Origin of the sequence: Stenotrophomonas sp. Br8 (assembly GCF_014763005.1) — a bacterium.
Lineage (GTDB): Bacteria > Pseudomonadota > Gammaproteobacteria > Xanthomonadales > Xanthomonadaceae > Stenotrophomonas > Stenotrophomonas lactitubi.
In genome coordinates, this window is record NZ_JACGTN010000016.1 from 241,318 (window position 1) to 254,102 (window position 12,785).

Genomic DNA, 12,785 nt, shown 5'->3' on the forward strand with positions numbered 1-12,785 from the left:
GACCTTAAGCGGCAGGCGTCTCGGGAACTGCGTCGGCCAGCCAGGCATCGGCATGCGCCGCATCGCCACGGCGGCCCAGGGCCATGAAATCGAACAGGGCGGCATCAGCCAGCTGCGCAGGTCGCACGTCGGCCATCGCACGTGCGATCTGTTCGATGCGCCCGGGATGGTCCTGGTCCCACTGCTTGAGCATCAGGCCGACCTGCCGACGCTGCAGGTTTTCCTGGCTGCCGCACAGGGTGCAGGGAATGATCGGGAAGCGGCGGGCCTGCGCGTACTGCGCGATGTCGTGCTCGCGCACGTACGCCAGCGGGCGGATCACCACGTGCTGTCCATCGTCGCTGAGCAGCTTCGGTGGCATGGCGGCCAGCTTGGCATGGTGGAACAGGTTCAGGAAAAACGTAGCCACCACGTCATCGCAATGATGGCCCAGGGCGATCTTGCTGAAGCCGTGCACCTTGGCGTGGTTGTACAGCGCGCCACGGCGCAGGCGCGAGCACAGCGAACACATCGTCCGGCCTTCCGGGATGACCCGGCTGACCACCGAATACGTGTCCTGTTCGATGATCTGGTACGGCACGCCCAGCCCGGCCAGGTACTCCGGCAGGACGTGCTCGGGGAAACCGGGCTGTTTCTGGTCCAGGTTCACCGCCACCAGCTCGAACGGCACCGGCGCCTTTTTCTGCAGCTGCAGCAGCAGGTCCAGCAGGGTGTAGCTGTCCTTGCCGCCGGACAGGCAGACCATGACCTTGTCGCCCGCTTCGATCATGCCGAAGTCGGCGATTGCCTGGCCGACCTGGCGGCGCAGGCGCTTGCCCAGCTTGTCCGCCCCGTGCCCGGCCACGCGCGGGTCGCGCGAAATGCGCTGCGGGGGATCGGGCAGGGAGATCACGGCGGACATGGCGCCATTCTACCGGCTTGCGGCAGCCTGGACCCGGGGTGGGGATTCCCCTCTCCCGGCAGTCATCGTCGCTGTGTATGCTCGGAGACCGTGGACACCTACAACCCCGCCGAAATCGTCGAACACCTCGTCGCCCTGCGTGCCGAGCACCGGTCGCTGGATGAACAGATCGCGCGCATGGCCGCCAACGGCGAAGATGAGCTGGAGTTCAAACGCCTGAAGCGGCGCAAGCTGCAGTTGAAGGACTGCATCACCAAGCTGGAAAGCCTGCAGATTCCGGACGAACCAGCATAACCGGTGGCCCATCCACGCATGGCGTGGATCTACTGCAACCCCACGCCCGCCCCGAAGTCCGGTAACGACCCGGCAACATATGGTTCCACGCCATGCCGGGATGTCCCAGTAGATCCACGCCATGCGTGGATGGGGCCCTGCATCAACGCGGCAGCACCAGCTCCGCACTCCAGGCCGCCTCGCCGTCCACGGTCAGGTCGCAGCGGCGCACGTTATCGGCACCGGTGCAGCGCAGCCCCAGCGGATGGCCGTACCAGTCACCGGCAAGGCCCTGCCGAGCGGCGGGTTCATCACCGCTGATACGCACCTCGCCAGCCAGCCACAGACGGTACCGCGCCGGTTGCCCGGCCTTTGCCTCGATACACAGGCGCACCGGCGCATCGGCCAGGCGCCCCGGCAGGGTATCGTCCACGCAGGCCTCTGCAGCCTGCACCGAAGCCGCCGCAAGGCCTCCGACCGCGATCAACGCGGCCAGGCCCGACAGGCGCCGCAGGTTCAATCCTGCGGTGCCGGTTCGTCCGGGCGCGCTGCTTCCGGGCTGACCCGTTCGATGGTGTGGCGCAGCTCGCGGCCGAGGATGAACTTGGCATCCTTGGCCCAGGCATCCAGGCGCTCGTCGAACAGCAGCTTGCTGTTCTCGTCCGGCCACACCAGGCGCAGCTCGCGCAGCTTCTGGATGAAGCCGCGGAACAGCGACTTGTCGAAGAACTCCGGCGCGGCCGGCGCATAGAGCAGGCTCAGGCGCTGCGCGGCCTGCTGACACAGGCTTTCCAGTTCGGCGGCACCGAGCGTACCCGGGCCGTTTTTCACCAGTACCGAAATGGCGATGTAATACCGCTCGAACGCCTGCTGCAGCGAATGCCCGATCGCCCGCAGGCGGAACACTTCGTCGGTCTGCCCGGTGTTGCGCGCCAGGATGCCGCCGTCGTCTTCGTTGACGTTCTGCAGCAGGCCCTCACGCACGAACACGTCGATGGTCTGGTCGATGCGCTGGGCGAACTCGTCCTCGGTCCACGGCAGGAACAGTTCGGCCTGCAGGAACGGGTACACCGTGCGGCCCAGCTGGACCAGGCCGGTGCGGCTCATGCGGCGGTTGTTCTGGAAGCAGCAGGCCACCCACGACGACGCGGTGAACAGGTGCACCACGTTGTTGCGGAAGTAGCTCAGCAGCACTGCGGTATCGCCGCTGACGCTGAGCACGTCGCCCAGCGGGTGCTTGATGCGGGTAAGGACGTTGATCTCTTCGGCGTGGGCGATGATCCGCTCCGGCGAGTGCGGGGTCACCGTCACCCGGCCCGAATACGGCATCTCCACCAGCAGGGTCTTGCACAGCTCGATCTGCGCGATCAGGTCGGCCTCGCCCATCGCATGCTTGGGCGTGGACAGCAGGGCCAGCGCCAGCAGGTTGATCGGATTGACGTCGGCCGCGCCGTTGATGCGCACCTGGATGCGCTCGGCCAGGGTGTCGACGGTGGTCGACAGCCACGAGGGCTTCTCGTCCTCGGACACCGCCTCGCCACCCCACTCCGGGGCCTTCTCGGCCAATACATCGTTCAGCGCGATCGGCTCACCGAAGTTCACCACCACCTGGCCGTAGTTCTGCTTGAGCACCTTGGGGATGCCCCACAGCAGCTGCCAGATCGATTCCTTTTCCTTCGGCCGCCCGGACAGTTCATCCAGGTAGCTGCCGCCCTCCATCAGCTTCTCGTAGCCGATGTAGATGGGCTGGAACAGCACCGGTTTGCGTGGCTGGCGCAGGAACGCGCGCAGGGTCATCGAGATCATGCCGCCCTTGGGCTGCAGCAGGCGACCGGTACGCGAGCGCCCACCCTCGACGAAGTACTCGATGGAGTAGCCGCCTGCGACCAGCTGCGCGACGTATTCGCTGAGCACCGCCGAGTACAGCGCGTTGCCGCGGATCGAGCGGCGGATGAAGAACGCACCGCCCTTGCGCAGCAGGGTGCCGACCACCGGCAGGTTCAGGTTGATGCCGGCCACGATGTGCGGCGGCACGATACCGCGGTCGTACAGCAGGTAGGACAGCAGCAGGTAGTCCATGTGGCTGCGGTGGCTGGGCACGTAGACCACTTCGTGGCCCGGTGCAGCAGCCTTGAACTTGTCCAGGTGGTGCACCAGCACGCCGGCGTAGATGCGGTTCCACACGTGACTGAGCATGAAGCTGGCCGAGCGCACCACCGGGCTGGAATAGTCCGCGGCGATTTCCCAGGCGTAGGCGTGCGCCTTCTTCCAGGCATCGCTGGTTTTGCTGTTGTCGCGCTTGGCCTGGGAGGCGATCGCCTCACGCACCGTCTCGGCAGCCAGCACCTGGTCCACCAGCAGGCGCCGGGTCGACAGGTCAGGACCGATCACCGACTCGCGGATGCGGCGGAAATGGGTACGCAGCACGCGCTGCAGCTTGCGCACCGTACGCTCGGGCTCCAGGCCCTCGTCGATGGTCGAGCGCAGCGAGATCGGCGGTGCGAAGCGGACGATGGTGTTGCGGCCGTTCAGCAGCAGGCCGAGCAGGCGGCGGAAACGGCCGACCAGCGCCCAGTTTTCCGAGAACAGCACGGCGAACCAGCCGCTCTGCTTGTCCGGGGCGCGGCCGACGAAGATCGATACCGGCACCAGGTGCACATCCAGGTCGTCGCGCACGCGATGGGCCTGCAGGACCTTGGCCAGCGAATCGGAATGGGTCTTGGCACCGCGCTGCTCGGGAATCAGCGAGTTGCTGGAGCTGCGGCGCGACAGGGCCAGGTAGGCGCGCTTGCGGCCGGTGGGGTCACCGGCCAGCGGCACCAGCGGCGACGGCAGGCCGGCCTGGCGGCAGGCCTTGTCCAGGATCAGCGCGTTGGACAGGCCGTAGTCTTCCAGCACGTACATGACCGGGCGGCCATCGTTGTACTGGCCCGGGTCTTCCGGCTCGATCTTCAGCGACAGCCAGGGTTCCACCAGGCGCCCGAGCAGACGCGCCCACAGCGGGCGGCGGCCAGCAGGACGCGCGTGCACGGGCGTCGCCGCCGGCGGCGTGCCAGCGTCGGTCGAGGGGGACGCCGGCGCCGTGTCGGCGGGCGTCGGCTGGGATTCTTCGCCGGGGAACGGCAGCGGGTTCTGTTTCGACATCGACGTCATTATGGCTTAGCCGATGGCGTTGCCGCTTCCCCATCGGTTGCGGGGGCGGGTGCAGGCTCTGGCGCGGCGGCGGCGCGGGCGGCATCGGCCTGGCGCAACAGGGCGTCGGTATCGGCCAGGGTGCGGGTCAGGTACCAATGGCCCTCGCGCCGGCTCAGCGGTACCTGCACGGTCATCGCGCGGCCGGCAAGCTCGTACTGCAAGCGCACCAGGGCGTTGTCGCCCTCCACCGACAGCAGCTCACCACGCACGCTGCGCAGCGCCTCGTCCACGCCCAGGCCATAGCTGGCCAGCACGGCCTTGACGGTGTGGATGAACGGCGCCAGCTGCTGCAGGCTGCCTTCCATGCCCGCGGCCTGCAGGCCGGCGTCGTCCTGGAAACCGACCTTGGCTGCGGCACCGACGAGGGCGGCGATGCTGCTGCGGGCCCTGGCGCGGTCGCTGATGGGCGCGTCCTGGGCCCAGGCCGCCAGGGTCTGCACCAGCTGGATGTAATGCGCCTGCTGGCCAGGCGTGTAGCCCTTCTGGTGCCGCAGGTACTGCACGCCGAAGTTGCCCATCGACTGCGCCGCCTGGCGTACGGCGCGGGCCTGTCCGGCCAGCTGACGGTCGAAACTGCGCTGCAGTTGCGTGCTGGCGCCGGGCTCACGCAGCGCCGCCAGCATCGGCAGCAACTGGTCGCCGAGCGGCAGTCCCGTCAGCGGCCACTGGCTGTGGCCATCGGCCCAGGCCTGCTGCAGGCGCTGATACTGGCTGGGCGGCACCGACAGCTTTGCGTAGCCGATCAGATCGTCCTCGGCCAGCCGTTGCGCCATCGCCTGTACCGCGGCGACAGGTTCGGCCGGCGCGGCGGCCGGATCGCTGCCGGATTCACGGCACGCGGCGATGGCCAGCAGCAGCATGGCCGCCAGCCCCCATCCCCGCGCAGACCTTCCTCGCACTACAACGCTCATGCAATCGGACTCCCCGGACCGGTCCGCATCTTGCGGCCTGCGACGTGACAGCGGCAAGCCGGGGCGTCACGGTTTCCGCCATGGCACGTACTGCATGGTGGCTCCATGCCGCGAGCCGACGGGCCTCCCCGCACCGGGCAGACAAAAAAAAGAGCCCGGATCACAGGGATCGCAGACTCTTCAAACCGGCGCAAGGCCGGTGGACAGTGTTGTGGCGCATGTCCGGCCCGAAGACCGGATGGCGGCGATCCTACGCTGCCCGCAAAGTTAATGCAACACATGACAAAACATCATTCAACTCATTGATTTTATTGAATCAATCGCGTTGCCAGACCGCTTCTATGAAATCTACGGCATGTTTTTCGGCGATTCGGGCATAAACGCCGGGGTAGCCGGCCAGCGCGCAGCCTTCGCCCCAGCTGACGACACCGAACTGGGTCCAGCCCTCGCGCAGGCGCAGCAGCAGCGGACCACCGGAATCGCCCTGGCAGCTGTCGATCCCCTCGCGGCCGGCGCAGATGACCTTGCCGCGTGCCAGCTCACCCGCGTACGCCTGCTGGCACTCGGCGAAGGGCACGAACGGGGTCTGCACCGTCTGCAGCTGGGTGGGATAGAGGCGCCCTTCGCCGATGTCGGCATCGCCCCAGCCGATCACCGTGAACTGCCTGCCTGGCTTGAGATAGCTGGCATCGGGCCGCAACCGCAGCGCCACCGGCTGCGCATCGGCCAACGGCGCACTCAGGTGGATCAAGGCGACGTCATGCTCCAGCGAATTGCCGCTGTTGAACGCCGGATGCACGTGGATGGCCTTGACGTTGGATGCGCGTGCCGATGGCTCGGTGGACAACGCGGTGACGCCGCCCAGCACGGCCAGATCACCGGGGCGATCGCCCTCCACGCAGTGCGAGGCCGTCAGCACCCATGAGGGGGAAATCAGTGTGGCACCACACCAGTGGCGACCATGGTCACTGTCGCCGTACGACAGGCGCTGGATGCTGACCATGAACGGGTAGTCACCGGGCCTGGCGGCCTCGCCGCCGATGATGCGCGGCGCTTCGCGGGGCTGGGGTGCCGCCGCAGCGGGAAAGACGATGGCGGCGGCCAACAGGCTGCCGAACAGCAAAGAGGTGCTGCGATACATATCCGTGTATTCCTCTATCGATGGTTGGAACCGGCACGGCCGCGGTCCGTGCTGGTGCATCGATTGATAGAGGTCGCTCCACCCGCGCAGCGCGATGTGGCGCACAGTTTCCCGGGCTGGGGTCGGGTGCGTCAGGGCAACAGACACAAATGCGAACGCCACCCCGCATTCGGCGGGATGGCGTTCGTGGTGCCGGCGTGACCGCCGTCGGAGCGGGGCTCAGCGCGCGGCCAGAGCCGTCGCGATTTCCTGCTGGATCGCCCGTGCTGCGGCCTGCGGATCAGATGCCAGGCGGATCGGACGGCCGACCACGATGGCATCGGCGCCATCGGCAAAGGCCTGCGCCACGCCCACAGTGCGCTTCTGGTCATCGCCGACCGGGCCACCGGGGCGGATGCCCGGGCAGACGATCGAGAAACCGGCCCCGGTCGCGGCACGGATCGGACCCGCTTCCTGACCGGAGGCGATCACGCCGTCGATGCCAGCAGCCTGTGCGGCCAGCGCGCGTTCGACCACGACCTCCACCGGCTCGCGGTCGATGCCCATCTGCGCCAGATCCGCGCGGCCCATCGAGGTCAGCACGGTCACTGCCAGCAGGCGCATGTCGCCGCTGTTGGCGGCCGCACAGGCCTCCATCATCGCCGGGTGCCAGCCGTGGATGGTGGCGTAGCTGACCGGCCACTGCGCCAGGCGCTTGATCACCGCGGCGGCGGTGGCCGGGATATCGAAGAACTTCAGATCGACGAACACCCGCTTGTCGCGACGTGCCAGTTCGTCCAGCACCTGGAAGTACTCGCCGGAGGCGAGCAGTTCCATGCCGATCTTGTAGAACGCCACGCTGTCGCCAAGGCGGTCGACCCACTCCAGCGCCTGCACGCGGTCAGGCACGTCCAGCGCGAAAATCAGACGCTCGTCGTCACGCAGCGGCAGCGGGGCGCGGCTCACGGCGCGTAGTCCAGCGCGGCACGCTTGGCGTCATGGCGGGCCTGGCGCGACTGCGAGTAATCGTTGTTGAACTGCGCCGGCTCGAAGCCGCCGTAGGTCGGGTTCGGCAGCATCCACCAGCGCTCGCCGAACCAGTCGTGGTACTGCTGCAGCAGCGCGTCGCGGCCATCATTGGTGTTGGCGGTCACTTCCACGAAGTCACCCAGCTGGTCGCCGAACTGCATCAGCACGCGGTACTTCTGGCCGGCCAGGCGGCGGCGGCAGTTCTTCTCGCTGCCGGCCTGCTCGCAGCCTTCGACCACGGTGCCCAGACCGAGGAACACGCTGTCATCGGCCACCGGCAGGCCCTGCTCGCGCAGGTTGGCCAGGGTCGCGTCCTTCAGGTGCACGGCGCGGTTGGAGATGTACAGCAGGGTGACGCCCTTGGCGTTGGCGGCCTTGGCGAAGTCGACCACGCCGGGAATGGCCTTGGCCTTCTTTTCGGCGACCCACTGGTCCCAGCTGAGTTCGTCGTATTCCTTGCCGTCACGCACCAGGCGCGCCTGGTAGGGCGAGTTGTCCAGCACGGTCTCATCCACGTCCAGCACCACGGCCGGCTTCAGGCCCTTGGCCTCGTTGCCGCGCTCTTCCGGCACCAGCGCATCCCAGTGGGCTTCCTTCAGCGCGACGTCCAGGTGGTCGGCGGCGGCACGGTAGGTCTGCTCGGTGATCGCCTTGTATTCCTGAGCGCGCTGCATCCACAGCACGGCATTGAGGTTGTCGTTGGCGGTCGCGTCGAGCGCACCGTCTGCCTTGGCGGCAGCGGCCGGCGCTTGCGGGGTGGCGGCTTCGGCAGGCGCTTCCACGCGCTTGCAGGCGGACAGGCCCAGCGCCGCGGTGGCGAGCAGGGTCAAAGACAGGGACACAGGACGACGCATGGATTCACCGGCAATCAGATATACCGGCCCATTTTACCGGCAAAGGCGCCGCCGGGACGGCTATGCTTGGTGGTTGACCTGTTGTCTTCCGGAAGCCGCCATGACCGATCCTGCCCAGACCCCCGACGTTCCGCTGCTGGATGCCGTACAGGCCCGCCTGCTGGGCTGCCTGGTGGAGAAGGAAGCCACCACCCCGGACACCTACCCACTGACGGTCAACGCCGCGCAATCGGCCGCCAACCAGAAGACCGCCCGCGAGCCGGTGATGAACGTGAGCGCCGGCAGCGTGGAGCATGCGCTGCGCCAGCTGGAGACCCTGGGCCTGGCCCGCCAGCACTTCTCCTCGCGCGCCGACCGCTACGAGCACCGCCTGCAGAGCGCGCTGGACCTGACCCGGCAGCAGACCGTGCTGCTGGCCCTGCTGCTGCTGCGCGGGCCGCAGACGCTTGGCGAACTGGTCACCCGTGCCGAGCGCCTGCACCGCTTCGCGGATGCCGACGAAGCCCGCCACGCCATCGAGCGCCTGCAGCAGCGTGCCCTGCTGGTAGTGCTGCCGCGCGCCAGCGGCCAGCGCGAAGACCGCTACATGCACCTGCTGTGCGGTGAAGTGGACGGCGCGGCGTTGGCAGCGAAGTACGCCAGCAGTGGCGGCGGTGCCGAGTCGGCCGACCCCGGCCTGGCGGAGCGCGTGGCCCAGCTGGAAGCGGCCGTGGCCGAGTTGCAGGCACAGCTGGCGGAGCTGCGCGGCGGCTGAGGCGGTGGGTGCCGACCAACGGTCGGCACCCACCACGATCAAACCTCGGCCGCGCCGAGCGTGGCGTATAGGCGGCTGGGGCTGTCGATACCCGGCAGCTGAATGACCCCGCGCTCGTGCATGCCCAGACCCAGCAGGATCTTTCCGGACACCACGTGGTCCAGATCGGTGATGCCGTAGAGATCCTGCAGGCCCAGCACCGTGCGTGCGTGATTGAACACCGCCCGCGCCGCCTCGCCGGCATAGCCCTGCCCGGCGAATTCCGACAGCACCGCATAACCGACGTCCGGTCCCGGCAACCCCTCACGGCGCACCAGCCCGGCGTTGCCCAGCCACGCGCCATCGGACAGCCGCTCGATCGCATACATGCCGAAGCCATTCAACGCATAGCTGTGCAGCACCCGCAGGGCGATGTACTCGCGCGCCTGTTCCTCATCGCGCACGTTGCGATCACCGATGAAACGCACGAAACCCGGATCGTTGAGCAGCGCCAGCATCGGCACCGCATCGCGGTCCGGTTCAATGGCCCGCAGCCGCAGGCGTTCGCTTTCAATCGGTTGCACGGACAAACCTCCAGACGGAAGCCCCGATTGTGCCTCAGCCCCCGGCTGTTGATTTTGATTTTCTTTGCATTGCCGTGGCAGGACGCGCCCGGAATCTGTCAGAGGCCGGTCGGGGTGGGTTCGCGGGGGTATCCGCGCCATGGATGGCGCGGCTAAGCCCCCAGGGACGGGTTCACGGCGTCCCCCGCGGACCCACCCCGACCGGCCACACCGCGGAGCCAGCGCGCGCTCCACCACGGAGGGGCGGCGCCGTTGGAACGCCTTAGTCGAACAACGCCTCGATCGCCGCCAACCCCGCCGTCGCCCGCTCCTTCTTCCGCGCCGCATCCGCCACCGGATCCGCGCCATCGCGCTGGATCTCCTCGGCCGGAATCTCCTCGAAGAAGCGGCTCGGCTTCAGCCGCACGTGCTCACCGAACTTGCGGGTCAGCTTGCTGTAGCTCATCCACAGCTGGATCTTGGCGCGGGTGATGCCCACGTACAGCAGGCGCCGCTCTTCCTGCAGGTTGCCCTCGTCAAGGCTGACCTGGTGCGGCAGCACGCCATCCTCGCAGCCGACGATGAACACGTAGGGGAATTCCAGACCCTTGGAACCATGCATGGTCATCATCCGCACCTGGTTGCCGCCCTCATCCTTGTCGCTGCGCGACAGCAGCGCCAGCTGGCCAGCGAGATCGGCAGCGGTAGCGCCGCGCGGGCCGCCCTCGAACCACTGCGCCAGTTCTTCGATGTTGTTGGCGCGACGCTGGTAGCTGGCTTCTTCCTTGGCTTGCTGCCGCAGTTCGCTGAGCAGGCCCGATTCCTTGGCGACCTTGCGGATCATGTCGCCGGAGCTGATCTGCCGCGTCTGCGCGCGCAGGTCACGCAGGATGTCGGTGAAGCGCGCCAGGCTGTTGGCCGCGCGCGGTGGCAACTGTTGCAGCGCGCCGATCGCCTCGGCGGCCTGTGCCATCGGCATGTCTTTTTCCGAGGCCAGTTCAGCCAGTTTGGCGAGGGTGCCGGCACCGACTTCACGCTTGGGCGATTGCACCGCACGCAGGAACGCGGTGTCGTCGTCCGGGTTCACCAGCAACCGCAGCCACGCCAGCGTGTCCTTCACTTCCTGGCGCTCCAGGAACATGGTGCCGCCGCTCAGGTGGTAGGGAATGCGCAGCAGCTGCATCGCCTTTTCCAGCGGGCGCGATTGGAAATTGCCACGGAACAGGATGCAGAAATCGCTCCACGGTACGTTGCGGGTCTGCGCCACGAACGCGATCTCGGCGGCGACCTTCTCGGCCTCGTGCTCGCTGTTGCGGCACTCCCACACGCGGATACGCTCGCCGTCAGCCTGGTCGCTCCACAGCTTCTTCAGATGCTCATGCGGGTTGTTGGCGATCAACGCGTTGGCTGCGCGCAGCACGCGGTTGGAACACCGGTAGTTCTGCTCCAGCTTGATGATTTCCAGCGCCGGGTAATCGCGCCCCATCTGCTGCAGGTTTTCCGGGTTGGCGCCACGCCAGGCGTAGATCGACTGGTCGTCATCACCCACGCAGGTGAAGTTGCCCTTGTCACCGGCCAGCTGCTTGAGCAGGCGGTACTGTGCATCGTTGGTGTCCTGGCATTCGTCGACCAGCAGATAGCCGATGCGCTCGCGCCAGGCCAGCGCGATGTCCGGGTTCTCTTCCAGGATCTGCACCGGCAGCCGGATCAGGTCGTCGAAGTCCACTGCGTTGAACGCGCTCAGGCGCAGCTGGTAACGCTCGTAGATGCCGGCCGCTTCCTTTTCACGGTTGCTGCGCGCAGCGGCCATCGCCTGCTCCGGCGACAGGCCGGCGTTCTTGGCGCGCGACACCAGGTTCTTCATGTCCTCGATGTCGTCTGGCTTGGCGCCGTACATCAGGTCCTTGATCTGCGCGGCCGCGTCATCGGCATCGAAGATCGAGAAACCGCGCTTGAGCCCGACCGCGGCATGCTCGATCTGCAGGAACTTCAGGCCCAGCGCATGGAAGGTGCAGATGGTCACTTCATCGGCATCCTGCTCGCGCAGGCGTTTGGCCACGCGCTCGCGCATTTCCTTGGCCGACTTGTTGGTGAAGGTGATCGCGGCGATGCGCTTGGCCGGGTAGCGGCCACAGCCGATCAGGTGGGCGATCTTCTCCACGATCACGCGCGTCTTGCCACTGCCGGCGCCGGCGAGCACCAGCAGCGGTCCTTCGATGTGGAGGACGGCGGCAGCTTGGGGGGGATTGAGACCGTGCATTGGGGTGGGATTGTAGCGGGCGTTGGTGGCGGCCACAGCCGCCGGCCGGTGGGCTTGCTGAACAGCTTCGGCCGGTGCCGGGTGGCGTCGTACAATCGGCCGATGGCCAAGCTCTATTTCTACTATTCGGCGATGAACGCCGGCAAGACCACCACCCTGCTGCAGAGCGCGCACAACTACCGCGAGCGCGGCATGCGCGTGGCGATCCTGACCCCGCGCCTGGACGACCGTGCCGGCGCGGGCGTGGTCGCCTCGCGGATCGGCCTGCGCGCCGACGGCATGGCCTTCGAACGCGACACCGACCTGCAGCAGTGGGTCACGCAGGATCTGCAGGCCAACGGGCCGCTGGGTTGCGTGCTGGTGGACGAGGCGCAGTTCCTCAGCCGCAGCCAGGTCTGGCAGCTCAGCGAGGTGGTCGACCAGTTGCGCATCCCGGTGCTGTGCTATGGCCTGCGCACCGATTTCCGCGGCGAGTTGTTCGAGGGCAGCCAATACCTGCTGGCCTGGGCCGACGAGATGCAGGAGATCAAGACGATCTGCCACAGCGGCAAGAAGGCGACCATGACCGTGCGCGTGGACGAACACGGCCATGCCGTGCAGGACGGCCCGCAGGTGGAGATCGGCGGCAACGAGCGCTATGTGTCGGTCAGCCGCGCCGAGTTCAAGAAGATCACTCGTGGCGAGGGTCGGATCGATCCGGCGCAGGCACCGCTGCCGTTGTAAGGGTTTTTCGGCAGGGCTGCGCCCTGCACCTGCCGACGCGGTAGTGCCGGCCGCTGGCCGGCAACCTCAGAAGCAACAGCAACAGCAACAGCTGGCATTCGGTGGGATGGCGGGGCGGTGTCGGATAGCGGGGACGCCGCAAGTACGTCCCTGTAGGCTTGGCAGCCGCATCCATGCGGCTGACACCCCGCAATCCGACACCGCCCCACCTCTGACAGTTTCC

The 12,785-nt window shown here is 67.4% G+C and carries 12 protein-coding genes; 3 read left to right on the forward strand and 9 right to left on the reverse strand.

Annotated features, from left to right (window positions below):
• Window positions 1-4 precede the first annotated feature (4 nt).
• A complete protein-coding gene (ttcA, locus tag H3005_RS15150) occupies window positions 5-901 on the reverse strand; it encodes a tRNA 2-thiocytidine(32) synthetase TtcA (protein ID WP_100554320.1) in 897 nt (298 codons plus the stop codon).
• 90 nt (window positions 902-991) lie between these two features.
• Between ttcA and H3005_RS15155 the strand changes: the two genes are divergently transcribed.
• Window positions 992-1,195, forward strand: coding sequence for a YdcH family protein (locus H3005_RS15155; protein WP_032978412.1), 204 nt, complete (start codon window positions 992-994; stop codon window positions 1,193-1,195).
• Window positions 1,196-1,337: 142 nt separating this feature from the next.
• Here the strand turns inward: H3005_RS15155 and H3005_RS15160 are convergent, their stop codons facing one another.
• The 6 genes from H3005_RS15160 to H3005_RS15185 all read right to left on the reverse strand — a co-directional run bounded on the left by H3005_RS15160 (window position 1,338) and on the right by H3005_RS15185 (window position 8,283).
• Window positions 1,338-1,694, reverse strand: a complete 357-nt coding sequence (locus tag H3005_RS15160; RefSeq protein WP_100554319.1) for a hypothetical protein — start codon at window positions 1,692-1,694, stop codon at window positions 1,338-1,340.
• Window positions 1,691-4,327, reverse strand: coding sequence for a glycerol-3-phosphate 1-O-acyltransferase PlsB (gene plsB / locus H3005_RS15165; protein WP_099819471.1), 2,637 nt, complete (start codon window positions 4,325-4,327; stop codon window positions 1,691-1,693). The genes H3005_RS15160 and plsB overlap by 4 nt, the downstream gene beginning before the upstream one ends.
• Window positions 4,327-5,280 (reverse strand): hypothetical protein, encoded by a 954-nt coding sequence (locus H3005_RS15170; RefSeq protein ID WP_100554318.1) that lies wholly within the window; start codon window positions 5,278-5,280, stop codon window positions 4,327-4,329. Before H3005_RS15170 ends, plsB begins: the two co-directional genes overlap by 1 nt.
• Window positions 5,281-5,596: 316 nt before the next feature.
• Window positions 5,597-6,421: a serine protease gene (locus H3005_RS15175; RefSeq protein WP_191078501.1), complete on the reverse strand. Its 825-nt coding sequence runs from the start codon at window positions 6,419-6,421 to the stop codon at window positions 5,597-5,599.
• Window positions 6,422-6,640: 219 nt separating this feature from the next.
• Window positions 6,641-7,366: an orotidine-5'-phosphate decarboxylase gene (gene pyrF, locus H3005_RS15180; protein WP_100554316.1), complete on the reverse strand. Its 726-nt coding sequence runs from the start codon at window positions 7,364-7,366 to the stop codon at window positions 6,641-6,643.
• Window positions 7,363-8,283 (reverse strand): 5'-nucleotidase, lipoprotein e(P4) family, encoded by a 921-nt coding sequence (locus H3005_RS15185; RefSeq protein ID WP_100554315.1) that lies wholly within the window; start codon window positions 8,281-8,283, stop codon window positions 7,363-7,365. The genes pyrF and H3005_RS15185 overlap by 4 nt, the downstream gene beginning before the upstream one ends.
• A 100-nt stretch (window positions 8,284-8,383) precedes the next feature.
• On the opposite strand from H3005_RS15185, the gene H3005_RS15190 reads away from it, so the two are divergent.
• The gene (locus H3005_RS15190) at window positions 8,384-9,037 is read left to right on the forward strand and encodes a DUF480 domain-containing protein (RefSeq protein WP_100554314.1); all 654 of its coding nucleotides are present in this window, start codon (window positions 8,384-8,386) and stop codon (window positions 9,035-9,037) included.
• Between the two features lie 38 nt (window positions 9,038-9,075).
• On the opposite strand, the gene H3005_RS15195 is transcribed toward H3005_RS15190, so the two are convergent.
• Together H3005_RS15195 and H3005_RS15200 are read right to left on the reverse strand one after the other, a co-directional pair.
• A complete protein-coding gene (locus H3005_RS15195) occupies window positions 9,076-9,600 on the reverse strand; it encodes a GNAT family N-acetyltransferase (protein WP_191078502.1) in 525 nt (174 codons plus the stop codon).
• A 262-nt stretch (window positions 9,601-9,862) separates the two neighbouring features.
• A complete protein-coding gene (locus tag H3005_RS15200) occupies window positions 9,863-11,839 on the reverse strand; it encodes a UvrD-helicase domain-containing protein (RefSeq protein WP_100554511.1) in 1,977 nt (658 codons plus the stop codon).
• A 102-nt stretch (window positions 11,840-11,941) separates the two neighbouring features.
• Between H3005_RS15200 and H3005_RS15205 the strand changes: the two genes are divergently transcribed.
• Window positions 11,942-12,562, forward strand: a complete 621-nt coding sequence (locus H3005_RS15205; RefSeq protein WP_099819678.1) for a thymidine kinase — start codon at window positions 11,942-11,944, stop codon at window positions 12,560-12,562.
• Window positions 12,563-12,785: the final 223 nt, after the last annotated feature.